This is a genomic window from Clostridia bacterium, from assembly GCA_024685775.1.
Classification (GTDB): Bacteria; Bacillota; Clostridia; order Christensenellales; family CAG-1252; genus CAG-1252.
On record JAIKVL010000015.1, the window covers coordinates 1 to 21,825 of the forward strand.

Sequence of the window (21,825 nt, forward strand, 5' to 3'; positions counted from 1 at the left end):
CACGCGAGCTGGGTTCAGAACGTCGTGAGACAGTTCGGTCCCTATCCATCGTGGGCGTAGGATATTTGAGAGGATTTGTCCCTAGTACGAGAGGACCAGGATGAACGCACCTATTGTGCATCGGTTGTCGCGCCAGCGGCACAGCCGGGTAGCGAAGTGCGGATGGGATAAACGCTGAAGGCATCTAAGCGTGAAACCCACCTCAAGATGAGATATCCCATATCATAAGATAGTAAGACCCCTTGAAGACGACGAGGTAGATAGGTCGGAGGTGGAAGTGCAGCAATGCATTAAGCTGACCGATACTAATAGGTCGAGGGCTTAATCACTGACAATTTTGGTTAGGCAAAAATATGTATTTGAAGCAAGACTAATTGAACTATGCAGTTGTGGATGTGCTGAAAACATCCAACCATTCCGGTGGTAATGGCAAGAGGGACCCACCCGTTCTCATCCCGAACACGGAAGTTAAGCCTCTTCGCGCTGAATGTACTTGGCTGGTCACGGCCCGGGAGACGATGGCGCCGCCGGATACCAAAAAGGGAACTCGAAACGAGTTCCTTTTTTTTGTCGAAATCGTCGAAGTTTTCGGGAAAACCCCCTTGAAACCGTGTCTCTTTTGGTGTACAATATTGTAGGTGATGTAATTCACTGAAAGAAAGGGAACGATGGATTTTATCAGAGCGCATCAATTGAATTTTATGGTCTTTATGTGCGGTATGTGCGGGATCCTTGCCGTCATGACTTTGTTCATGAAGTTTTTGCCGCGCAATACCAAGCGTATTTTGTTTTTTATGGAAATATCCGCTATGTTGCTTTTGTTCTTCGATCGACTGGCGTATATTTACAAGGGCGTCGTGTCGAATCCCGCGTTCGTTATGGTTCGCGTCAGCAACGGCTTAGTCTTCTTTTTGTCTTTGTTGATTCCGTTTTTCGTTACGCGCTATCTGACCGATATTTATATCAATGATGCTAAATTGACGCGCGTTCCCGTTCAGCTGGTCCTTGCGGACGTCCTGTTTTTCGTCGGCACGATCATGCTGATTGTTTCGCAATTTACGGGACTTTATTACTATTTCGACGAACAAAACGTCTATCATCGTTCGACGTATTATATTATTTCGTACATTATGCCGCTTTTGATCATTATTATGCAGGAGTGGTCGATCCTTCGATTCCGGAAAAAGATCAAACCGCGCGTCGCGATCTCTTTGTTCGTCGCGATCGCGCTTCCGACGATCGCCGCCGTTTTGCAGCTCTATGCATACGGCATATCTTTGATCAATATGACGACGGCTGTCGTCGTCATCGTCTTCTATACGTTTGCTTTGCGTTTCCTCGCGGAAGCGGCGGAAAAGACGAGGCTTCGCGAACTTGCATTTTATAAAGAAGGGCAAAGAAAAGAAGCCGAAACCTTCGAGCAGACGACGGAAGCTCTGGCGAACGCGATCGACGCGAAGGACGCCTATACGCATGGTCATTCCGCCCGCGTCGCGCAGTACTCCAAGCGTATCGCGCAACTGGCGGGGCTTTCGAAGAAGAAATGCGACGAGGTCTATTTTGCCGCGCTGTTACACGACGTCGGAAAGATCGGGATCCGTCACGATATTATCAACAAGGTCGGGAAACTGACGGAAGAGGAGTTCAGCCAAATCAAAGCCCATCCCGTTCTCGGCGATCAGATCCTTTCTTCGATCAAGCAGGCGCCCTTCCTCAGCATCGGCGCGCGCTACCATCACGAACGTTACGACGGGCGCGGTTACCCCGACGGGCTCGCGGGAGAACAGATCCCCGAGATCGCGCGCATTATCGCCGTGGCGGACGCTTACGACGCGATGACGTCCGTCCGCAGTTATCGCCAACCCCTCGAAAGATCGGCGGTTCGCGCGGAACTCATCAAAGGTATGGGGACGCAGTTCGATCCGCGCTTCGCGGAGATCATGCTTCGTTTGATGGACGAAGACGACGCACAATCGGCGCAAAGCAAAATCGCGTAAAATCGGCGCGACCGAGAGCTTCGAAAACGAAAGGAAAAAGAAACGGCGAATTTTTTCGTCGTTTCTTTTCTATGTCTTTTCCCTTTTTGTGCTTGAAAGAAAGAATTTCCGAGTTGCGCCGCCGTTTCGTTCTATTTTCGGAAGGTTTTAGCACGGTCTTAACGAGCGGCGATTCCGTCGGGAATCTCGTTGTGGTGCGCCGCTTTCATTTGATACATTCTGTCGTCCATTTCCTTTAAGAAACCGTCGGCGTCTCCGTCTCCGTCCCAAAACGCGACCCCGTAGGAAAGAGAAAACTCGTAAGCGTGACCTTCGTCGTTAAAGTCGCGGATCCGCCTTTCGACTTCTTCCGTGAAGTTTGTCAGATCGTCTGCCGAATTCGCGAATTTCAGAACGATGAATTCGTCTCCCGCAAAGCGGAACAGCCATTCGCCGTCTTGCGCGGATTGCCGCAGAATGCTCGCAAGCGTCAATAAGGCTTTATCCCCTTCGGAATGTCCGAAGTTATCGTTGATCTCTTTGAATCGGTCGATATCCAGCATAATTCCCGCAAACGTGCGGTTTCGCCCGATCCAAGCGGCGAGAACGTTATCCAAATACTGACGGTTGTAGATCCCGACCAGAGGGTCGATATATGCCAGCTCGTTTTGCTGCATCATAAAAAGCCCGGTCAATCCGATCGCCGAGGAGAGCCAAGCCAGCGAAAGCCCGTAGACCAAAAACTGCAACCCCGTCCCGATGATGACGGGGACGAGGAAGATCAGGAAACTGATAAACGTCCGCGCGCCGTTTTCCTTTTTGAATTTCCGAAGCAGGAAAAAGATGGACAGAAAATAGTAAACGATCACCGGATAGTAGACGTAGCTGAAAAATCTGCGTTCGTAAACGTTGTTTGCCGTGATGGCGTAGGAGATGGGGACGAAGTAGTTTACGACGTTTGCGAGGATCATAATGATCCCGATGATGATCTGCGGTTTGTAGCGTTTCCAAATGCGATCCGTTTTTCCGTAAAGGGAAAGATCGACGTACACCAAAAGGGAAAAGGGCAGGAACATATTCGCGGTAAAAAGGAAGGTGTTCGCCGCATAGTTCAAAACGCGCGCGCCCGGGAAAAGGTGACCGTCCAGCAAATAGGACGCCATCTCCATAAGAGAGCCGAGCATAACGCCGTAGACCGTAAAAACAAAAACTTTATCCTCTATGCGTTCGCGAACGATCTTGATGCGCGCCACAAAGCGCAAAATAATCAATAGGGCAATGCTGACCGCATTCGTGCAGATGATGGATCGAAGATTCATCGGGAATTTACCTCCGGTGTTTTTTCGGTTTATGAACCGAGGTGAATTCGTGCGGATCGGTAAAAGTTGCAGCAGAGCCGACGCAACAAAATATTCTATTTAAGGTACTTTTGATATAAGTACTTATATAGTATACCATATTGGCGGCGAAAATGATAGTGACAGTTTATGTCTTATGCGTTTGCCGCCTTTGACAAGACCGTATTTTCCGATTGCATCCATATCGGCGAAAAGCCTGAGAGCGCGCTTTCGGAAACGAAAAAAGGTCTCGCGTTTCGCCGCGAGACCTTTTTTATAAAGCCGAGGGATTATTCGACGTCGGGCAGGGACGCCATCGCTTGTTTGAGTTCTTCGTCGGAGGGGAGGTAGTCTTCCATAACGCCGTCGTTGAACTTTTCGTAAGCGTACATATCGAAGTAACCCGTTCCGGTAAGACCGAAGACGATGGTCTTTTCTTCGCCGGTTTCTTTGCACTTCAAAGCCTCGTCGATCGCGACGCGGATCGCGTGGGAGCTTTCCGGCGCGGGAAGGATGCCTTCGGAACGCGCGAAGTACTCAGCCGCTTCAAAGACCTCGGTTTGCTTCGCGGTCGTGGCTTCCATATATCCGTCGTGATAGAGCTTGGAGAGCGTCGGGCTCATTCCGTGGTAGCGGAGACCGCCCGCGTGGATCGCGGAGGGCATAAAGCCGCTTCCGAGGGTGTACATCTTCGCGAGGGGGCAGATCTTGCCGGTGTCGCAGAAGTCGTACGCATAGACGCCGCGGGTAAAGCTCGGGCAACTTGCGGGTTCGACCGCGATGATGCGGTAGTCCGCTTCGCCTCTGAGTTTCTCGCCCATAAACGGAGCGATCAAACCGCCGAGGTTACTGCCGCCGCCGGCGCAACCGATGATGATGTCGGGCTTAATGCCGTACTTATCGAGGGCGGCTTTGGTTTCGAGACCGATGACCGATTGATGGAGAAGGACTTGGTTCAGGACGCTTCCGAGGACGTAACGATAGCCGGGCGTCGTGACTGCCTTTTCGACGGCTTCGGAGATCGCGCAACCGAGGCTTCCCGTCGTCCCCGGGAATTCGGCGAGCATTTTCTTGCCGACTTCGGTTTCCATAGAGGGGGAGGGAGTAACGGACGCGCCGTACGTCCTCATGACCTCGCGGCGGAAGGGTTTTTGCTCGTAGGAGCATTTGACCATATAGACTTTGCAATCGATGCCGAGGTAAGCGCACGCCATCGAAAGCGCGGTGCCCCACTGCCCGGCGCCCGTCTCGGTCGTCACGCCTTTGAGACCTTGCTTCTTGGCGTAGTAGGCTTGGGCGATCGCCGAATTCAGCTTATGGCTACCGCTCGTGTTGTTTCCTTCGAACTTATAGTAGATCTTCGCCGGCGTTCCGAGTTTCTTCTCCAAACAATAAGCGCGAACGAGGGGAGAGGGACGATACATCTTGTAGAAGTTCCTGATCTCCTCGGGGATCTCGATGAAACGAGTGTCGTTATCGAGTTCCTGTTTCGCGAGCTCTTCGCAAAACACGGGGGTCAGCTCCTCCAACGTCGCCGCCTTCTTCGTCGCGGGGTTCATAAGGGGAGCGGGCTTTTCTTTCATGTCGGCGCGCATATTGTACCAGAACTTCGGCATCTCCGACTCTTCGAGATAGATCTTGTAAGGGATCTGATTTTCTTTCTTGCTCATAGTTTCCTCCTTTTTCCGCGTTTTGCGGTATTTTATATTTTTACGCGTTTCGCGCAAATTCCATTATGCTCGCTCGGGTAAATAAAAAACCTGCCCCAAGCATATCTATGCCGGGACAGGACATTCTTTCCTGCGGTGCCACCCTGCTTGACGCTTTCGCGCCCACTTTTTTCGCGTACCATCATACGCTCGACGTTGATAACGGAGATCGCGCTCCGACTCTGCATACTCAGACGAATCCGTTCCGCAAAGCCCTCGGAAGCCCATTCGAACTCATTTTCCCTGCCGCGATCACACCACCCGCGACTCTCTTTGAGGGAAGGGGACGAGCCTACTCTTCTTCCTCTTCGGTTTTCTTCATTGTAGCACCGGTCTTTTTCGCTGTCAAACGATTTTTTTTAATTTTTTTCAAAAAATATTTTGCGATCGATCGATCCGCTTTTTGCTTTCGCGCTTGCGCAGTCGCGCGCGCATTATGCGCGTGCGCGCGAGAGAACGCGGTTTCCCCGCTCCGAAAAAAGATCGAAAAATTTTTTGTTTTCGCTTGGAAAGTGAAGAAATCCGATCAAAAAAACGGCGAATCGCTTCGCCGTTTTCGATAAAGATCGATTTTCCGAGGCTCACGCCGCGGTGCTTTCGGGTTTGAGATCTCCCTTATGCGTTCGCCGTGCCGCCTACGGATTTGTAATGGACCGTAACGCTCTTTTTCGTCTGCGCGTCCGTCAGGAAGGTCTTGACCTTGGAGAGCTCGATCGCAAAGCCCATGTTCTCGATCTCGGAACTGACGAACTTGCTGTTTACGACGCCGATGAGTCCGCCGTAGATATTGATCGCGGGGCCGCCCGAGTTGCCGCCGTTGATCGCGGCGTCCGTCTGGATAAAGGTAAGTTTCGGAGAATCCGTAAAGGTCTTGCCCGTTGCGGAAACGAGACCGCTCGTCGCGGAAAGCCCGAAACCGCGCGCGTTGCCGAGGAGCAAAAGCTCGTCGCCGCGGGTTACCGCACCCGAATAGAAGGGGATCGCCGTCCAATTCTCGCCGACGGGGGGATTCGGGACCAATTTGCAGAGCGCGAGATCGTAATCCGCGTCGCGATAGACGAACTGCAATTCGTAAGAATTTCCGCCGTTATAATATTTGCTGGCGGGATCGAAAACGCCCGTGATCGACGAGTATTCGCCACGGATCGTCTTCGTTCCGTAAGTGTAGCCGAAGATTCCGCGTTGAACGGTGGAATAATCGACGACCGTTTCCTCGTAAGCAACGACGTGATTGTTCGTTATGACGTAACCGTCTTCCGAGATGATGAAGCCCGTTCCTTGGCAACCGAGATTGTACTCCTTTTCCACGCAGGAAAGGTTCATAACGCTGTCGACGTAGGTTACGGCGTAAGCCCCGATATTCGCTTTGGATTGCCCCACGGCGTCCCGAACGGCGTCTTCCAAAGCGTCCACACGCGCGGAAAGGGTTTCCGCGATCTCGCGGTATTGCGTTAGAGCCGATTCGAGCTCGGCTTTCGAGACGTTCGTATAGGTCGTCGTGGTTTTCGTCCCGGAAGAACCGCCGACGGAGCCTCCGTTTGCGAGGGAATCCGCGTTACTTCCGAATAACGAGCACCCCGCAAGGCTTATGGCGATCGCGAGGATCAAACCCGCGATCAAAATTCGAAAAGTTTTTTTCATCGTTATCTCCTTTCGCCGCCCGAGGCGTGCGCTTGTTGTACCCTTATAATATTATTTTAACATTAAACCAACCTTAAAATTAGCAATTTTTCTTAATATTTCATATAATGACGTATGGAAAGCGAAGTCGGCTTTGCGTGTGCGGTCGGAAACGCGCTCGTAAAAGGCAAGGATCTGAAAGAACTTATGGAATTGCAAGCGGCGCTGCAATTGATCTCCGCGATCGTAAACGGCGCGATCGCGACTTTGCGACTTTCCTCGGGCATTACGCCTGTTCCGCCGCTCGGGCAAGGGCGATAAAATCCGCCGCGGACAGCGTTTCGCCGCGAACGGAGGGGGCAAACCCCGCTTTTTCGATGACCTTTGCGGCGTTTTCTTTTCCGCCGAGCGCGCCCGCAAGCGCGTTTGAAAGGGTCTTGCGACGCATATTGAAAGCCGCGCGAATGAGTTTGCGCGCATCCGAGACCTCTTTTTCCGAGTAGCCTTTATCCGTGAGATCGACGCGCACGACCGCGCTGTCCACGTTGGGCGGGGGCGTAAAGTTTTGCCTGCCCACGATCCTCGTGATCTTTGCGTTCGCGACGAGCGACAGGGACGCGGTGATCGCGCCGTACTCTTCCGTCCCGGGAGCGGCGACGAGGCGCTCCGCGACCTCTTTTTGCACCATAACGGTGACGCTTTCGGGGCGGATCTCCGATTCGAGAAGACGCATCAGAATCGGCGTGGTAACGTAATAGGGAAGGTTTGCGACGACCTTGAACGAGGCGGGATAGGGGTGGCGCGTCTTCATAAAATCTTCGTAGACGACCGTTACGTTCGGTTTGTCTTTTAAGGTGACCGAAAGGACGGGGCGGAGATCTTCGTCGATCTCGAACGCCACGACTTCTTTCGCTTTTTCCGCGAGAGCGAGGGTCAACGTCCCCGCGCCCGCGCCGATCTCCCAAACGACGTCCGCGCTCGCAACGCCCGCGTCCGCGACGATCGCGGCGAGCAAGTTTTTATCCGTGATAAAGTTTTGCCCGAATTTTTTATTGAAACGAATGTTGAAAAAATTGCCGTCAATGATCATAAGCGTACGTTATAAAATGCGAGAGCGTTTTTCGTCGTCAGCGTCTCGACCTCGGCGAGGGAAAGCCCCGTCAGCTCCGCCATCTTTTCCGCGACGATGGGAATATACTTCGGCTCGTTCTTCTCTCCGCGATGGGGAACGGGGGTCATATACGGGCAGTCCGTTTCGAGGAGAAGCCGATCCTTCGGGATCGCCGCGAGGACTTTATCCTTATGCTTGGCGAAGGTCAGGACGCCGCCGAAAGAAAAATAGGCGTCCACGCGATCGGAATAATATTTCGCGAGTTCCGCGCTGCCCGAATAGCAATGCAGCAAGCAGCCGTGTCTGAATTTGGAAAGGTTGCGTTCGAGGATCTCGTTGAAATCTTCGTAGGCTTCGCGAACGTGGAAAACAACGGGAAGCCCGAGTTCGTCCGCGAGTGCGATCTCCCGTTCGAGGACGGCTTTTTGCACGTCGCGCGGGGAAAGATCGTAATGATAGTCGAGTCCGATCTCGCCGATCGCGACGACTTTTTCTTCTTTCGAAAGGCGGACGAGTTCTTTTTCGACTTCGTCCGAATAGGTCTTGGCTTCGTGCGGATGGACGCCGACCACGGCGTAGACTTCCTTCCTGCGCGCCGCGAGAGCCGCGCTCGCGAGGGAGGAGGGCAGGTCGGACGACGCGTTGAAGATCACGCCGACGCCCGCTTCTTTCGCCGCTTCGATCACCTCGCTTTCGCGAGGCGCGAGGGCTTCGTCATCCAAATGCGCGTGAGAATCGATAAACATTATCGGACTTCGCTTCCCGTGTCCACCGTTTTTTCGGGGTTGACGAGGACGACTCCGCCTTTGCCGTCGTCCGCGCAAAGGAGCATTCCCTGACTTTCCACGCCGCGGAAACTATGCGGCGCGAGGTTGTAAACGACGACGACCTGCTTCCCGACCATTTCTTCGGGCGTGTAATACTTCGCGATCCCGCTGACGATCTGCCTCGTCTCTTCGCCGATCTCGACTTGCATCACGAGGAGCTTTTCGGTTTTGGGCATTTTTTCCGCTTTGACGACTTTGCCGACGCGCAACTCGACTTTCGCGAAATCGTCGATCGAGATCTCGCTCTTATGCTCGGGCGCCGCTTTTTCGGCGGGTTTTTCTTCTTGTTTTTCGATCTTGCTTTCCATCTCGGCGATCTCCTTTTCGACGTCGACTCTCATAAAGATCGCGTCGCGTTCCGTAACGGTTTCGGCTTTCAATCCGCCGAACGAGCGGATCGAATCGAAGGTTTTTTCCTCTTCGGTGATCCCGTCGAAGCAGGAAAAGATCTTCTCGGCGGTGTCGGGCAGGAAGGATTCGATCAAGACGCCCGCCGTGCGGATGACTTCGAGAAGGACGTACAAGACGTCCGAAAGGCGCGCTTTGGTCTCTTCGCTTTTCGCGAGGATCCAAGGGCAGTTTTCGTCGATATATTTGTTCGCGCGGCGGATCAAAGCGAAGATCGCTTCGAGCGCTTCGGGGACGAAAAGCTCGTCCATATTCTTCGCGACTATATCGAGCGTCTTTTCGGAGAGCGAAATGATCTCTTCGTCCGTGCCTTCTTTCTTTCCGCTCCAAGAGGGGATCTTGCCGCCTTCGTACTTATTCACCATCGCGACGGTGCGTTTTACGAGGTTTCCGAGGTCGTTCGCGAGGTCGGCGTTCAATCTCGAAAGGAAAGCGCGCGTCGTGTACGCGCCGTCCGAACCGAAGGGGATCTCGCGGAGCAGGTAATAGCGGACGGCGTCCACCGAGTACTTATCCGAAAGCTCGACGGGGTCGACGATGTTTCCTTTGCTCTTGCTGATCTTGTCCGCGCCCATCAAAAGCCAGCCGTGTCCGTAGACCTTTTTCGGCAGGGGAATATCGAGCGCCATCAAGAGGGCGGGCCAAATGATGCTGTGGAAGCGGACGATCTCTTTGCCCATCATATGGACGTCCGCCGGCCAGTACTTCTTGAAGAGGGAATCGTCCTCTCCGCCGTAACCGAGGGCGGTGATATAATTCACCAAAGCGTCGATCCAGACGTAGATGACGTGCTTCGGATCGAAGTCGACGGGAACGCCCCAAGTAAAGGTGGAGCGGGTGACGGCGAGATCTTGAAGACCCGGTTTCAAAAAGTTATTGATCATCTCGCGGCGACGGGGCTTCGGAAGCAAAAAATCGTCGTTCTCTTCGAGAAGATTGATGAGTTTGTCCTGATATTTGCTGAGACGGAAGAAGTAGCAGGATTCTTTCGCGACGGTGACCTCTCTTCCGCAGTCCGGGCATTTGCCGTCCGCGAGCTGGGTCTTCGTCCAATACGTTTCGCAGGGAACGCAGTAAAATCCTTCGTACTCGCCCTTGTAGATATCTCCTTTTTCATAGAGTTTGTCGAAGATCTTTTGGACGGCGGCTTCGTGATAGGAGTCGGTCGTGCGGATGAATTTGTCGTAGGAGATCTTCAAGCGATCCCAAAGCGCTTTGAGGTTCGCGACTTTTTTATCCACGAACTCTTTCGGGGTGATCCCCGCTTCTTTGGATTTTTGCTCGATTTTCAAGCCGTGTTCGTCCGTCCCGGTCAGATAAAAGACGTCGTAGCCTTGCTTTCTCTTAAAGCGGGCGATCGCGTCGCAAATGACGGTCGTGTAGCAGGTCCCGAGGTGCCAAGTTCCGCTCGGGTAATAGATAGGCGTCGTAATGTAAAAAGTGGGCTTTGCCATAATTTCCTCCCGCGCCGCGCGCGCTATAATCATATACTAAAATCAATTATACTACCGAAAAGGGAAAAACGAAAGTTTTTTAAGCGAAAAATCGCGTCACTCGGGCGAGGGGAGCAAAACCCGCCTTTTTTCTTTACGGAGCGCCCGATAAATTGAAAATCGGCACTTGTTCGCGCGGGGAAAATTTGTTATAATAAGAGCAATACCGATACGGAGGTTTTATCGTGAATTATTCTGAAAATTACGAATATTGGTTAAAGAACGTGTCGCCTGCCGAAAAGGCGGAGCTTTCCGCGATCGCGGCGGACGAAAAGGAGATCGCGGAGCGTTTCTCGATGCCCTTGTCTTTCGGGACGGCGGGGATGCGCGGAACGATCGGACTCGGAACGTTCCGTATGAATTTATACACCGTCGCCCGCGCGACGGCGGGGCTCGCTTCCTATATCGCGGAAGTCGGCGAAGAAGCGAAAAAGAGAGGCGTCGTCATTTCCTACGACACGCGCAGAATGAGTTTCGAATTCGCGCTCGAAGCGGCGAAAGTCCTTGCGGCGAAAGGCGTCAGCGTCTATTTGTTCGAGAACGTTCGCCCCGTCCCGATCCTTTCGTTCGCGGTCGGCTATTTGAAAACCTTTTCGGGGATCATGATCACGGCGAGCCATAACCCGAAGGAATATAACGGCTATAAGGTCTATGGGTCGGACGGCGCGCAGCTCTCTCCCGAGGCGACGGCGAAAGTCGTCTCGTATATCGAAAAATGCGATTATTTCGGCGTTCCGAAGGCGGCGGCTACCGACAGCCGCGCGGACGTTATGGGAAAAGACGGCGAGAAGATCGGAGAATTTATCACCGTCGTCGGAAAAAGCGTGGACGAAGCCTATTTCTCCCGCATCGAAAAACTTTCGCTTTCTCCCGAAGCGGTCGAGAAAGAAGGCGGGAATCTTAAAATCGTTTACACTCCTTTGCACGGAAGCGGCTATAAACCCGTGACGGAGATCCTTTCCCGCATGCATATCCCGTTCAACGTCGTCCCCGAGCAGGCGGAGCCCGATTCGGAGTTCCCGACCGTCAAAATGCCGAACCCCGAAATGCCGGACGCTTTGACCCTCGGGATCAAACTCGCGGAAGCCCTCGGAAGCGACGTCGTCATCGGGACGGATCCCGACGCCGATCGCATGGGCGTGGCGGTCAAGAGCGACAAGGGCGAATTCGTCCTGCTGACCGGGAATCAAACGGGCGTGCTTTTGATGGACTATATCCTTCGCCGCCATAAGGAGAAGGGGACGCTGCCCGCGAATGCGGCTTGCGTCAAAACCATCGTCACGACGTCGCTCGCGAAGAAAGTCGCCGAGTCGTACGGCGCGACTTGCTTCGACGTCCTGACCGGATTCAAATTCATCGGAGAAAAGATCGACCTGTTCCAAAAAACGGGCGCGCACACCTTTATGTTCGGCTACGAAGAAAGCTACGGCTATCTCTCGGGAACGCACGCGAAGGATAAGGACGCCGTCGTCTCCACGATGCTTTTCGCGGAAATGGTCTGCTACTATAAGAGCGTCGGCGTCAGCGTCTACAACCGCTTGCAGGAGATCTATAAAGCCCTCGGTTATTACGCGGAAAAGACGATCTCCGTCTATTTCAAGGGGCTGGAAGGAATGGCGATCATGGCGGAAAAGACCAAGGCTCTCCGTGCCGTCGACATCAAGTCGATCGCGGGATACAAAGTCGTCGCCGTGACGGATTTCCTTGCGGGCGAAAAGACGGACGTTTCGGGCAAAAAGGAGAAAATCGATTTCCCGAAGAGCGACGTTATGTACTATTCTCTCGAAGGGGGCGATTGGGTCGCGATCCGTCCGTCCGGGACGGAACCGAAGCTCAAACTGTACGTCTCCGCGAGCGCGAAAAGCGCGGAAGCCGCCGCGGAAAAAGCCGCCGCGCTCTTGGATGAGATGAAAGGCTACGTCGAGTGAAACCGCTTTACGACGCGATCGAAGCCTACGCCGCCGTAAAAGGGCGTTTCCATATGCCCTCGCACGGCGGTGATCCGAGCGCTCTCTTTAAGGATAAAAGAGAGCGTCTTTACGCGTCTTGCGCGTTCGATATCACCGAGCTTTCGTTTTCGGATAACCTCGCGTCGCCCGTCGGCGTGATCCGTCAGGCGGAAGAACTCGCGGCGAAGGCTTACGGCGCGGAGAAGACCCTCTTTTTCGCGGGCGGGGCGACGGACGCCGTTCGAACGGCGCTTTGGTGTTTGCGCGATAAAAAGATTGCCTTCCTCGGCGATATGCATAAGAGTTTTCATTCCGTCGCGCGGCTCTTTTCTCTTTCCGTGGTCGAGAAAAAAGACCTTTCGGATTCGGAAAACGAAAAGATCGAGGTCGTCTGCGTAACTTCGCCCGACTATTACGGGCGCGTGAAAGACCTTACGGAAGTCGTCGCTTTTTGCGAGAGGACGGGGGCGATCCTTCTCGTGGACGAGGCGCACGGCGCGCATTTCGCGTTCAGCCCTCTTTTGCCGAAAAGCGCGGTAAATTCCGCGGATTTCGTGATCCACGGCGCGCATAAGACGCTCCCCGTTTATACGGGCGGCGCGATGCTTCACGTCAAAAGGAAGTTTTACGACGCCGCGGTCTCGGCGCGCAGAGAGTGCGTTTCCACCAGCCCTTCCTATCTCGTGATGGCGAGTCTGGACTACGCGCGCGAGTTTATGGAAGAAAAGGGCGAAAGGCTGTATGCCGAGCTGAAACAGAGGCTCGACGATTTGAAAAAGAAGTATAAGACCCTTTCCGTGCTTCCCGCGGACGATTTTACGCGGCTGACCGTCCTTCGCCCGGAAGGAGGGCACGCGCTCGGCGCGTATCTCGAAAAAAACGGGATCTTCGCGGAAGCGCAAAACGCGGATTCCGTCACGTTTATCGTGACGCCGTTTAACGAAGATTCTCTCGAAACCCTGTTTTCCTTATGCGCGGGCTTCGATGGGAAAAACGCAAAAAAAGCGGATTTATCCGATCTTATCGGGAAAGTAAGCGAGGAAGACGTCGGCGTCTATCCGCCCGGTGTTCCCCTCGTCAAGAAGGGCGAGGTCTTTACGGCGGAAGCGGTCAAGGTCCTCGAAGAGAATTTAGATAGACTTTTCGGCTTGTCGGGTGGTACAATAAAGGCGAAATGAGAGAGGCGTTGCGGTATGAAAAACAGGTGAGAGCGTCGTCCGCGTTTCGGACGATCGAATCCGATCTCCGTCGCGGAGAATTTTCCCACGCGTATTTTATTCTTTCCGAGGATAAGGACGCGGTGGATACCTTGTTTTCCCTGATCGCGATGCGCGCTTACTGCGAGGACGCCTGCGGCACGTGCAAAGAATGCAGAAAGATCTTGCTTCGCAGCAAACCCGACGTCAAGTATCTCGCGGAAGGAAACGAAAACTTTTCCGTAAAAGAAATGACCGAAGTGACGGAAGACGCGGGCTTGACTTCGTTCGAAGGCGGGAAAAAGCTGTACTTTTTCAAGAATTTCGAGTGCGTTTCCGAGCAATCGCAGAATAAACTGTTGAAGACGCTCGAAGAGCCGTTTCCCGGCGTGCATTTTATATTGAGCGCAGCTTCCGCGGCGACCGTTCTTCCGACCGTTACGTCGCGCGTAAAGCAGATCGTTTTGTCTGCGTTTTCCGAAGAAAGCATCAAAGAAGGTTTGGTCGCTTCGGGTGTGGAAGAAGAGAAAGCCGAGCGGGGGGCGAGGCTGTCGCAGGGCAGTTTTACGAAGGCGCGGGCGTTCGCGGCGGACGAGGATTTCGCGCGCCACGCAAGCGAAGCGGCGGATCTTTTGGTCGGGCTGAAAAGCAGCGCGGACGTCCATAATTATCTGAAAAATCCGATTTTTTCGAAAGAAAGGATCCTTTCGACGCTTTCGATGATCGAGCTTGTCTTTTCGGACGTGATCCGTCATCACGCGGGGCTTCCGGTCGCGCTTCGCGAAAAGGAACCCGAGATCGGGAAGATCGCCGAGATGTACTCGCTTTCCGCGGCGGGAGAGGCGATGAACGTAACTTTGAAATGCCGCGAGCGTTTGAAGGCGAATTGCATCGCGATGAACGTAGCGGATTATTTAATGCTGAAACTGGTGGAGGTAAAATACAAATGCCGATGATCGCATATGTGAAATTCGATAATAACAATAAGGTCTATTCGTTCGACGCGGGCAGCGAATCCTACGCCGTGGGCGACGTCGTCATCGTCGAGACCGCGAAAGGGCTTGAAATGGGGCAGATCACCCGTGAATGCGAAACGGTGGACGAGGAAAATTGCCCGAAAGAGCTCAAAAAGGTGCTCCGCAAGGCGTCTTACCGCGATTTCGAAAGCGCGAAAAAGGCGAAAGAGTCCGAGCCGCGCGCCTTACAGATCGCGCGCGACAAAGCGGTCGCACTCGGGGTAAATATGAAATTCATCTCCGCCGAAGTCTCCTTCGATTCCAAACGCGTCGTCTTGTGTTTCGTTTCGGAAGAAAGGGTGGACTTCCGCGAACTCGTCAAGGAGCTTGCGAGCGCGCTTCACGCCCGCATCGAGCTTCGCCAGCTTTACGAGCGTGACGACGTAAAGCAGCGCGGCGCTCTCGGAATGTGCGGAAGGGAATGTTGCTGCCGCGCGTACTTGAAGGATTTCGAGAAAGTCACCGTCAAAATGGCGAAGGTGCAAGGACTTTCCCTGAACCCGACCAAGATCAGCGGGATCTGCGGGAAATTGATGTGCTGCTTGAAGTACGAAAACGAGTATTACGCGGAAGTTTTTAAGCAAATGCCCAAGGTGAACGCGAAAGTCGTTACGCCGGACGGCCCCGCGGTCGTCGAGTCCAACGATATGTTGAAGAAGATCGTGACCTGCAAGGTTTTCGTGGACGATACCTACGTCATCAAAAAGTTTCCGCTCGAAGAGATCAAGATCGTTAAAGCGCCTCAGCAGCAGGGAAACCACAAGAAAGAGCAGGAAGACGAGGGCGACGAGGAATAAGCGCGAAAGAGAAAAGCGACGTATGAAAAACGAGAGGGCGTTCCTCTCGTTTTTTTATCGTTCTCCGTTCAAAAGTTTTTTCCGCGCTTTCCAGTCGGGCATATGCAGGGATAAAAACCCGTAAAAGGCGGCGTCGTGCCCGTGATAAAGGAAATGCGTGAGTTCGTGCAGGACGACGTACTCGATCGCTTTCGGATCGGTTTGGATCAGATTTTCGTTTAAGGTGATCTTTGCTTTTTTATAGGCGCAACTGCCCCAAAGAGAGCGCATCGCGCGGATGCGTATTTCGGGGCGCGCGACCTTCCTTTTTTCGAAAACGGGCATCCAGCGATCGACGTAAGCGCAGAGCAGATCCTCTAAAACGAGGCGGCGGCTTTCTTTGAAAACGCGCGTGGCGACGGCGTCGTCCGTCGGGTCTTTCAGGCGAAGACGGATCTCGTAGGGATCGTCGAAAAAGCGGGTCTCGTTTTTCGCGGCTTTTTCCCGCCGCAGGACGCGCTTTTGACCCAAGAAGAAGACGAACGATCCGTCCGCGAGGGTGGGGGAAACGCTCGGATCCTCTCGGTTCTCACGCTTCGCGAGCTGTCGTTCGAGCCAGCGCCGTTTCTCACTCAAAAAGCGTTCGATCTTCTCTTCGCTCGTCCGCTTCGGGACGGAAAGAGTGATCGCGCCCTCTCGCGAGACGCGCAGATAGATGTTTTTGATGGATTTTCGGAAAAGGGTGACGGGGCGGTTTCGTCCGAGAAGGCAAACAAAGATCGTTTGCGTCTCGGAAGGTAGTTTCGAAAGGGGAAGGGCGCGTCGCATCACGGGAAAAAGCTCCGTTCAGAGAAAATCAGATCGAACCCTTTACGATCCGTTCGAAGGGAAGAGGTTTCTTTTTGAATTCCTCGCTTGATTCGATCAATCCGTGATTCAACATGCTGAACGAGGCTGTCGCCGAAACGATGATATGATCCCAAAGTCGGATCCCGAAAAAGAAAAGCGATTGCGCGAGCGTGTTCGTCGAGAGGATGTCCGCGTTGCTGGGGTATAAGTCCCCGCTCGGGTGATTATGAGCTAAGATCACGATCTTCGCGTCGCATTGGATCGCGAGTCGGACGAGCTCCTCTCGGTTTACGGCGACGGCGTTTCCGCTTCCTTCCGCAAGATCGCAGATCCGAAGGACTTTGCCTTTGTCGCCCAAGAAGAGGCAGACAAAACGTTCCGTGGGAAGCTTTCCGATCCTACGGATCGCATATGCCGAAGCGTCTTCCGCGTTATGCAAGATCAATTTCGGGGCTTCCGCCGAGTAGACGTACAATTCGGGTAACGTGTGAAGAAAGAGCGCGGCGTTTTTCGAGACGCCTTTGATTTTCGAAAGCTCGTCGACGCTTGCGTCGAGGACGCCGTTCAACGAGCCGAAGGTTTCGATGAGTTCATGCGCGATGGGATTCGTGTCGCGGCGGGGGACGAAAGGATATAAAAGATATTCGAGTTTTTCGTGATCCGCCAAGACTCGAATGCCGAATTTCTCGATCTTTTCGCGGAGCCGCGCCCGATGCCCGTCGTGCATGTTCGTTTTCATCGTTTCGATCAGAGGGTGACGCCCGTTTTCAAAAGCGCGATCTGCTTGTCGCCGCGCGTTTCGCAGGAGGTGGGCTTTCCTTCCGCGACATCCAAAAGCTCGTTATAAAGCGCGAGAACGGCGTCGTCCGTCGGCGTTCCGAATAAAATATCGCCCGCGTTGAAGTCGATCCAACCGCTTTTCTTTTCCGCAAGCGCGGAGTTCGAGGATATCTTGACGGTGGGGACGATCGAGCCGAGCGGCGTTCCTCTTCCCGTCGAGAACATAATCGCGTTCGCGCCCGCCGCGGCGAGCGTCGTGCAGGCAATGATATCGTTTCCGGGGCTTTCGATGACGTTGAGCCCGGTTTCCGTCGCTCTTTCGAGTTCGGAAAGGACGGCTTTGACTTCGCCTTTTCCCGATTTTTGGACGCAGCCGAGAGATTTTTCTTCGAGGGTCGTGATCCCGCCTTTTTTGTTGCCGGGGGAGGGGTTTTCGTAGACGTTTACGCCGTGCGAACCGTAAAACTCTTTCCACTTATTGACGAGGTCGGCGATCGCGCGGAAAACGGTTTCGTCCTTCGCGCGCTCCATCAAAGTTTGCTCCGCTCCGAAGACTTCGGGTGTCTCCGCGAGAATGACTTTCGCGCCGCAGACTTCGAGAAGATCCGCGACTCTTCCGATCAGATAGTTCGCGGTGATCCCGGAAAAGCCGTCGCTTCCGCCGCATTTGACGCCGAAAGTCAATTCGGCAAGGGGCGTTTTCTCTCTCTTGTCGTTCTTCGCGACCGAGTAAAGCTCTTCGAGCAGGCGCAAGCCTTCGACTTCTTCATCTTCGACTTCCTGCGCGACCAAGAAGCGGACGCGTTCTCCGTCCGGAACGACGGCGCGCAAGTCTTCCATTCTGTTTTCTTCGCAGCCGAGCCCGAGGAAAAGAGCGCCGCCGCAATTCCCGTTTTTCGCGAGATTGACGAGCATCGTGCGCGTCCTCGTCAGATCGTCGCCGAGTTCGGAGCAACCGACGCGGTGGGTAAGGACGACGACGTCGTCCACCTGCATTTCGCCTTTGTGTTTTTCTTTGAACGCGCGGGCGATGTTTTCCGCACTGCCCGCGATGCAGCCGACGGTCGGGACGATATAAAGCTCGTTGCGAATCCCCGCGACGCCGTTTCCGCGGCGGTACGCCATGACGGAGTTTCTTTCGGGCATGGGGGGAAGAGTGGGGAGCTTTTTCTCGTAGACGTAGGTCAACGCTTCCGCGGTCAGCGCGCTTTGAAGATTATGCGTGTGGACGAAATCGCCCTTTTTGATATCTTCGGTCGCCACGCCGATCGGGTAGCCGTACTTGATGATCTTTTCGCCTTTTTTGACGTCTTTCAAGGCGATCTTGTGACCCATGGGAAAATCGCCGAGGGGCTTTTTCAGCACCCCGACGTTATCTTTTTCGTTCAAAATGATGAGATCGTTCATAAAGTTTTCAGCGTCTCGCGGATCTCGCCCTTTTTAATGGCTTTGACGTACGCCAAAGAATCGGTGAACACGCCTTCTTTTTCTTCGAGATCCATTCCCCAGAAAGCTTCGTTGCGGATAAACGCTTCGTACTTCTTTTCAAAGGGGAGCGACGAGGAGAAGAACACTTTGACCGATTCGTCGTCGTTGATCTTGAACTCGGGATCGTCGTACAGGCAGAAAAGCGCGGCGAGCGCGAACAGCATACGTTTGCGGTTATTCTTATCCGCGGCGAGGAAGGAAGGCAAAAGTCTGGTCTTCCACTTGGAAACGCTGTTCAGAATGATGGACATAAACAGGTGATCGATATAGGGGTTCGAGAAACGCTCCAACACCGCTTTTTTGAAAGCGAGAAGGGCGTTTTTATCCATATCGATCGTCGGGATGATCTCTTCGTTCGCAAGCGCGTCCGCATAAGCGAAGAGGTCTTTGTCGTTGACCGCGTCGCGGACGATCTCCACGCCCGCGAGAAGGGAGATCGGAGCAAGGGCGGTATGAAGCCCGTTCAGGATCTTGACCTTTCTTTCGCGATAGGGTTTAACGCTCGTCGTAAAGATAACGCGCGGATCTTTCAGGAACGGGAGCTTTTCTTTCAAAGACTCGTCGCCTTCGATGACGAGAGAGAGGAAAGCTTCGCCGACGGTCAAAAGGGGATCTTCCTCGCCGATCGCGGCAAAATGCTCCGCCGCGTTCGCTCTCGGGAATCCGGGAACGATCTTATCCACGAGGGTGTTATAGACTTTGATGCTCTTTACGAACGCTTTGAATTCTTCTTCGAGCTCCCAAATATCCGCGTATTTCAAGATATAGGATTTCAGGGTCTCGCCGTTCTTTTCGATCAACTCCAAGGGAAGAAGCTCGACTTTTCCTTTTTCGCCGTACTTCTTGAAGCGGGCGTACAGGATCTTCGTGATCTTTGCGGGGAAAGTCCCGAGATCGCCGGTCAAGGTATCCGCCGCGTTAAAAGCGATACCGGCTTCCGTCGTGTTGCTGATGATGACTTTCAGTTCGGGATCGAGATACGCCTTCTCGTAACGATCGAACTCGCGATAGGGGTTTACGCAGTCCTTAACGACGTTCACGAGGGTGTATTCCTTGACGGCTTTCCCGTCCACCTTGCCGCAAACGCAGGTGTGATACGCGCAGTTTCTCTTGCGGAAAATCTCCCAGTTGGGATTATCGATCGGCGTAACGAGGACGACGCTTTCGCCGTCTCCTTTCGCGTCTTGTCTGAGTTGGATCAAGTAGTCGATAAAGCTACGAATGAAATTGCCTTCTCCGAATTGCAATACGGTTGCCATAATTCGCTCCTTTATGATTTTTTTATTAGAAAAATTATACAACTTTCACGCGTCGAATTACAAGCAATTCCGCATTTTTTATGACGGACGCGCCTTTACTCCCGCCGAAGAAAGAATCTCGCCGTCGGATTTTTGCGATCGGGCGCGATTTTTCGGCGCGTAAAAGCGCGAAAAACTCGCTCTTGAAATATGAGAGAATATATTGTATAATATTATTCAACGGCGTTAGTGCACGAGCGCGCGCCGCTAAGAAAGCAAGGAGAATTTATGAAAGTTTTTGTTACGGGCGGTGCGGGATATATCGGAAGTCACACGGTCGTCGAACTCTTGAACGAGGGACACGACGTCGTTATAGCGGATAACCTTTCAAACAGCAGTTACGACGTGATCGAGCGGATCACGGAGATCACGGGAAAGCCCGTAAACTTTTATAAGATCGACGTTTGCGACAAAGAAGCCGTTCGCCGCGTCTTCGAAGAGAACGAGATCGATCTCGCGATCCACTTTGCGGGGTTGAAGGCGGTCGGCGAAAGCGTTCGGGTCCCCTTAAAGTATTACAGAAATAACTTGGACAGCACCCTGACCCTTCTCGAAGTGATGAAAGAAAAGGGCGTCCATAAGATCATTTTCTCTTCGTCCGCGACGGTCTACGGCGATCCCGCGAGCCTTCCGGTCAAAGAGGATTTTCCCCTTTCCACGACCAATCCCTACGGAACGACGAAGCTTTTCATCGAGCGTATTTTGCAGGACGCCGCGGCGGCGGATCCGGACCTCTCCGTCGTCATTCTTCGTTACTTCAATCCCGTCGGCGCGCATGAAAGCGGGCTGATCGGGGAAGACCCCGTCGGGATCCCGAATAACCTGACTCCGTATATCGCGCGCGTCGCGACGGGCGATCTGCCTTGCGTCAACGTCTTCGGTTCGGATTACGACACCAAGGACGGGACGGGCGTTCGCGATTATATCCACGTCGTCGATCTTGCGAAAGGACACGTCGCCAGCTTGAAAAAGCTTTCGGAAGCGGGCGTCCGGATCTATAATCTCGGGACGGGCGTCGGATACAGCGTCTTGGAAGTCATCAAAGCCTTTGAAAAAGCGTGTGGCAAAAAGCTTCCCGTCGTTATGGCGCCGCGCCGCGCGGGCGATATCGCCGCGGTCTATGCGAGCGCGGAAAAGGCGAAGAAAGAACTCGGTTGGGAAGCCAAACTGGGGTTGGAGGAGATGTGCGCGTCACTCTGGCACTTCCGTTGTAAGCGCGGATAGCGGCGCTTATGCTTTTCTACCGCGTCGTTCGCGTCGGTTACGTCCAAGGAGGACGCGCCCTTCCGCTCTCTTGCGGAGCGTTCGCCGAATCACCGCTATCCGCGCTTACAATGGGGGAGCGAAGGAAACCGAAGGGGCGTGCGCGTTAACTTTCGAGCTTACGAGAATCGTTCGGATCCTTTTGAAAGAGAGGAGAAGAAGTCGGGAAAAGGTGCGCTTCGATGGGCGCGCCGGAATAAGAAAATAGTAGAAAGAGGAGATCTTCTATGAAACGAATCCTACTGATCATCGCCGTTGTTATTTTGGTCGGGATCGCGGCAAGCGCTCTCGCTCTCGAATACAACAGCGCAGAGCCCAAGACGGGGACGTTGACGGCGGACAGTATGTTTGAGTTGACCTTGAACAGCACGGCGTCTTCGTCCGTCCGGCTGACTCCGGGCGTGCCTTCCGTCTATCCGCTCGTTTGCGGGTTCGACGGCTCCCCGAGCGCGCCGCAATCCGGAACGGGGAATTTGACGATCACCCTTGCGGACACGATCGTCTGCTCGATGGATCTGATTACCGTGACCGTCTATTCGGACGCGGCTTGCGCCTCGCCGATCGCGGGAAAGACCCAAACGGGCGCGGGGACGATCTCGATCAACGGGATCACTTCCGAAACCACCTACTATATCGCCATTTCCGTGGAAAGCGGTTACGCGGACTCGACGGGGATCGGCGGAACGATTCAATTTGCCTTTACGGATGCTCAATAAGGAGAGGACCGAA

The 21,825-nt window shown here is 53.6% G+C and carries 18 protein-coding genes, 2 rRNA genes and 1 other annotated feature; of the genes, 10 read left to right on the forward strand and 10 right to left on the reverse strand.

The window, feature by feature from the left end; translation table 11 throughout:
• The 3 genes from K5753_02880 to K5753_02890 all read left to right on the forward strand — a co-directional run.
• Window positions 1–329, forward strand: a 23S ribosomal RNA gene (locus K5753_02880); the annotation flags it as partial.
• 87 nt (window positions 330–416) lie between these two features.
• Window positions 417–533 (forward strand): 5S ribosomal RNA (gene rrf / locus K5753_02885).
• Between the two features lie 504 nt (window positions 534–1,037).
• Entirely contained in the window at window positions 1,038–1,997 is a 960-nt protein-coding gene (locus K5753_02890; protein ID MCR4726146.1) for an HD-GYP domain-containing protein, read from the forward strand.
• A 158-nt stretch (window positions 1,998–2,155) separates the two neighbouring features.
• Here the strand turns inward: K5753_02890 and K5753_02895 are convergent, their stop codons facing one another.
• The 3 genes from K5753_02895 to K5753_02905 form a co-directional block, all read right to left on the reverse strand.
• Window positions 2,156–3,295, reverse strand: a complete 1,140-nt coding sequence (locus tag K5753_02895) for a GGDEF domain-containing protein (GenBank protein ID MCR4726147.1) — start codon at window positions 3,293–3,295, stop codon at window positions 2,156–2,158.
• Window positions 3,296–3,603: 308 nt separating this feature from the next.
• Window positions 3,604–4,983: a TrpB-like pyridoxal phosphate-dependent enzyme gene (locus K5753_02900; GenBank protein MCR4726148.1), complete on the reverse strand. Its 1,380-nt coding sequence runs from the start codon at window positions 4,981–4,983 to the stop codon at window positions 3,604–3,606.
• A gap of 108 nt (window positions 4,984–5,091) precedes the next feature.
• Window positions 5,092–5,340 (reverse strand) — a binding site (T-box leader).
• A 297-nt stretch (window positions 5,341–5,637) separates the two neighbouring features.
• On the reverse strand, window positions 5,638–6,345 hold the full coding sequence (locus tag K5753_02905) for a trypsin-like peptidase domain-containing protein (GenBank protein MCR4726149.1): 708 nt from the start codon (window positions 6,343–6,345) through the stop codon (window positions 5,638–5,640).
• A 432-nt stretch (window positions 6,346–6,777) separates the two neighbouring features.
• Between K5753_02905 and K5753_02910 the strand changes: the two genes are divergently transcribed.
• On the forward strand, window positions 6,778–6,963 hold the full coding sequence (locus tag K5753_02910; protein ID MCR4726150.1) for a hypothetical protein: 186 nt from the start codon (window positions 6,778–6,780) through the stop codon (window positions 6,961–6,963).
• On the opposite strand, the gene rsmA is transcribed toward K5753_02910, so the two are convergent.
• From rsmA to metG, 3 genes are read right to left on the reverse strand one after another with little or no spacing between them, the layout of a single operon-like run.
• Entirely contained in the window at window positions 6,929–7,732 is an 804-nt protein-coding gene (gene rsmA, locus K5753_02915) for a 16S rRNA (adenine(1518)-N(6)/adenine(1519)-N(6))-dimethyltransferase RsmA (protein MCR4726151.1), read from the reverse strand. The genes K5753_02910 and rsmA overlap by 35 nt on opposite strands.
• Window positions 7,729–8,499: a TatD family hydrolase gene (locus K5753_02920; GenBank protein ID MCR4726152.1), complete on the reverse strand. Its 771-nt coding sequence runs from the start codon at window positions 8,497–8,499 to the stop codon at window positions 7,729–7,731. The genes rsmA and K5753_02920 overlap by 4 nt, the downstream gene beginning before the upstream one ends.
• The gene (metG, locus tag K5753_02925) at window positions 8,499–10,442 is read right to left on the reverse strand and encodes a methionine--tRNA ligase (protein ID MCR4726153.1); all 1,944 of its coding nucleotides are present in this window, start codon (window positions 10,440–10,442) and stop codon (window positions 8,499–8,501) included. The genes K5753_02920 and metG overlap by 1 nt, the downstream gene beginning before the upstream one ends.
• Window positions 10,443–10,666: 224 nt before the next feature.
• Between metG and K5753_02930 the strand changes: the two genes are divergently transcribed.
• The 4 genes from K5753_02930 to K5753_02945 are packed head-to-tail and all read left to right on the forward strand — an operon-like array spanning window position 10,667 to window position 15,439.
• Window positions 10,667–12,409: a phospho-sugar mutase gene (locus tag K5753_02930; GenBank protein ID MCR4726154.1), complete on the forward strand. Its 1,743-nt coding sequence runs from the start codon at window positions 10,667–10,669 to the stop codon at window positions 12,407–12,409.
• Window positions 12,406–13,608 carry an aminotransferase class I/II-fold pyridoxal phosphate-dependent enzyme gene (locus K5753_02935; protein ID MCR4726155.1) on the forward strand — a complete coding sequence of 401 codons (1,203 nt, stop codon included), beginning with the start codon at window positions 12,406–12,408 and terminating at the stop codon, window positions 13,606–13,608. Before K5753_02930 ends, K5753_02935 begins: the two co-directional genes overlap by 4 nt.
• Window positions 13,605–14,582 carry a hypothetical protein gene (locus K5753_02940; protein MCR4726156.1) on the forward strand — a complete coding sequence of 326 codons (978 nt, stop codon included), beginning with the start codon at window positions 13,605–13,607 and terminating at the stop codon, window positions 14,580–14,582. The genes K5753_02935 and K5753_02940 overlap by 4 nt, the downstream gene beginning before the upstream one ends.
• Window positions 14,573–15,439 (forward strand): stage 0 sporulation protein, encoded by an 867-nt coding sequence (locus tag K5753_02945; GenBank protein MCR4726157.1) that lies wholly within the window; start codon window positions 14,573–14,575, stop codon window positions 15,437–15,439. Before K5753_02940 ends, K5753_02945 begins: the two co-directional genes overlap by 10 nt.
• Before the next feature lie 54 nt (window positions 15,440–15,493).
• Here the strand turns inward: K5753_02945 and K5753_02950 are convergent, their stop codons facing one another.
• The 4 genes from K5753_02950 to K5753_02965 are packed head-to-tail and all read right to left on the reverse strand — an operon-like array spanning window position 15,494 to window position 19,794.
• Window positions 15,494–16,249 (reverse strand): M48 family metallopeptidase, encoded by a 756-nt coding sequence (locus K5753_02950; GenBank protein ID MCR4726158.1) that lies wholly within the window; start codon window positions 16,247–16,249, stop codon window positions 15,494–15,496.
• Between the two features lie 25 nt (window positions 16,250–16,274).
• Window positions 16,275–17,006, reverse strand: a complete 732-nt coding sequence (gene radC / locus K5753_02955; GenBank protein ID MCR4726159.1) for a DNA repair protein RadC — start codon at window positions 17,004–17,006, stop codon at window positions 16,275–16,277.
• A gap of 8 nt (window positions 17,007–17,014) precedes the next feature.
• Complete coding sequence (locus tag K5753_02960) at window positions 17,015–18,454, reverse strand: altronate dehydratase family protein (protein ID MCR4726160.1); 1,440 nt, start codon at window positions 18,452–18,454, stop codon at window positions 17,015–17,017.
• Window positions 18,451–19,794, reverse strand: coding sequence for a tagaturonate reductase (locus K5753_02965; GenBank protein ID MCR4726161.1), 1,344 nt, complete (start codon window positions 19,792–19,794; stop codon window positions 18,451–18,453). The genes K5753_02960 and K5753_02965 overlap by 4 nt, the downstream gene beginning before the upstream one ends.
• A 267-nt stretch (window positions 19,795–20,061) precedes the next feature.
• Here K5753_02965 and galE point away from each other — a divergent pair, with 267 nt between their 5' ends.
• Both galE and K5753_02975 read left to right on the forward strand, forming a co-directional pair.
• Window positions 20,062–21,057, forward strand: a complete 996-nt coding sequence (gene galE, locus K5753_02970; GenBank protein ID MCR4726162.1) for a UDP-glucose 4-epimerase GalE — start codon at window positions 20,062–20,064, stop codon at window positions 21,055–21,057.
• A gap of 266 nt (window positions 21,058–21,323) precedes the next feature.
• On the forward strand, window positions 21,324–21,812 hold the full coding sequence (locus K5753_02975) for a hypothetical protein (GenBank protein ID MCR4726163.1): 489 nt from the start codon (window positions 21,324–21,326) through the stop codon (window positions 21,810–21,812).
• Window positions 21,813–21,825: the final 13 nt, after the last annotated feature.

Bases quoted from the DNA above. Each gene is read 5' to 3' on its own strand.
- radC (MCR4726159.1), bottom strand. From the start codon at position 17,006: ATGAAAACGAACATGCACGACGGGCATCGGGCGCGGCTCCGCGAAAAG.
- K5753_02945 (MCR4726157.1), top strand. From the start codon at position 14,573: ATGCCGATGATCGCATATGTGAAATTCGATAATAACAATAAGGTCTAT.
- galE (MCR4726162.1), top strand. From the start codon at position 20,062: ATGAAAGTTTTTGTTACGGGCGGTGCGGGATATATCGGAAGTCACACG.
- K5753_02965 (MCR4726161.1), bottom strand. From the start codon at position 19,794: ATGGCAACCGTATTGCAATTCGGAGAAGGCAATTTCATTCGTAGCTTT.
- K5753_02890 (MCR4726146.1), top strand. From the start codon at position 1,038: ATGCTGATTGTTTCGCAATTTACGGGACTTTATTACTATTTCGACGAA.
- K5753_02940 (MCR4726156.1), top strand. From the start codon at position 13,605: ATGAGAGAGGCGTTGCGGTATGAAAAACAGGTGAGAGCGTCGTCCGCG.
- rsmA (MCR4726151.1), bottom strand. From the start codon at position 7,732: ATGATCATTGACGGCAATTTTTTCAACATTCGTTTCAATAAAAAATTC.
- K5753_02895 (MCR4726147.1), bottom strand. From the start codon at position 3,295: ATGAATCTTCGATCCATCATCTGCACGAATGCGGTCAGCATTGCCCTA.
- K5753_02960 (MCR4726160.1), bottom strand. From the start codon at position 18,454: ATGAACGATCTCATCATTTTGAACGAAAAAGATAACGTCGGGGTGCTG.
- K5753_02900 (MCR4726148.1), bottom strand. From the start codon at position 4,983: ATGAGCAAGAAAGAAAATCAGATCCCTTACAAGATCTATCTCGAAGAG.
- K5753_02975 (MCR4726163.1), top strand. From the start codon at position 21,324: ATGAAACGAATCCTACTGATCATCGCCGTTGTTATTTTGGTCGGGATC.
- metG (MCR4726153.1), bottom strand. From the start codon at position 10,442: ATGGCAAAGCCCACTTTTTACATTACGACGCCTATCTATTACCCGAGC.
- K5753_02910 (MCR4726150.1), top strand. From the start codon at position 6,778: ATGGAAAGCGAAGTCGGCTTTGCGTGTGCGGTCGGAAACGCGCTCGTA.
- K5753_02920 (MCR4726152.1), bottom strand. From the start codon at position 8,499: ATGTTTATCGATTCTCACGCGCATTTGGATGACGAAGCCCTCGCGCCT.
- K5753_02905 (MCR4726149.1), bottom strand. From the start codon at position 6,345: ATGAACCTTTCCTGCGTGGAAAAGGAGTACAATCTCGGTTGCCAAGGA.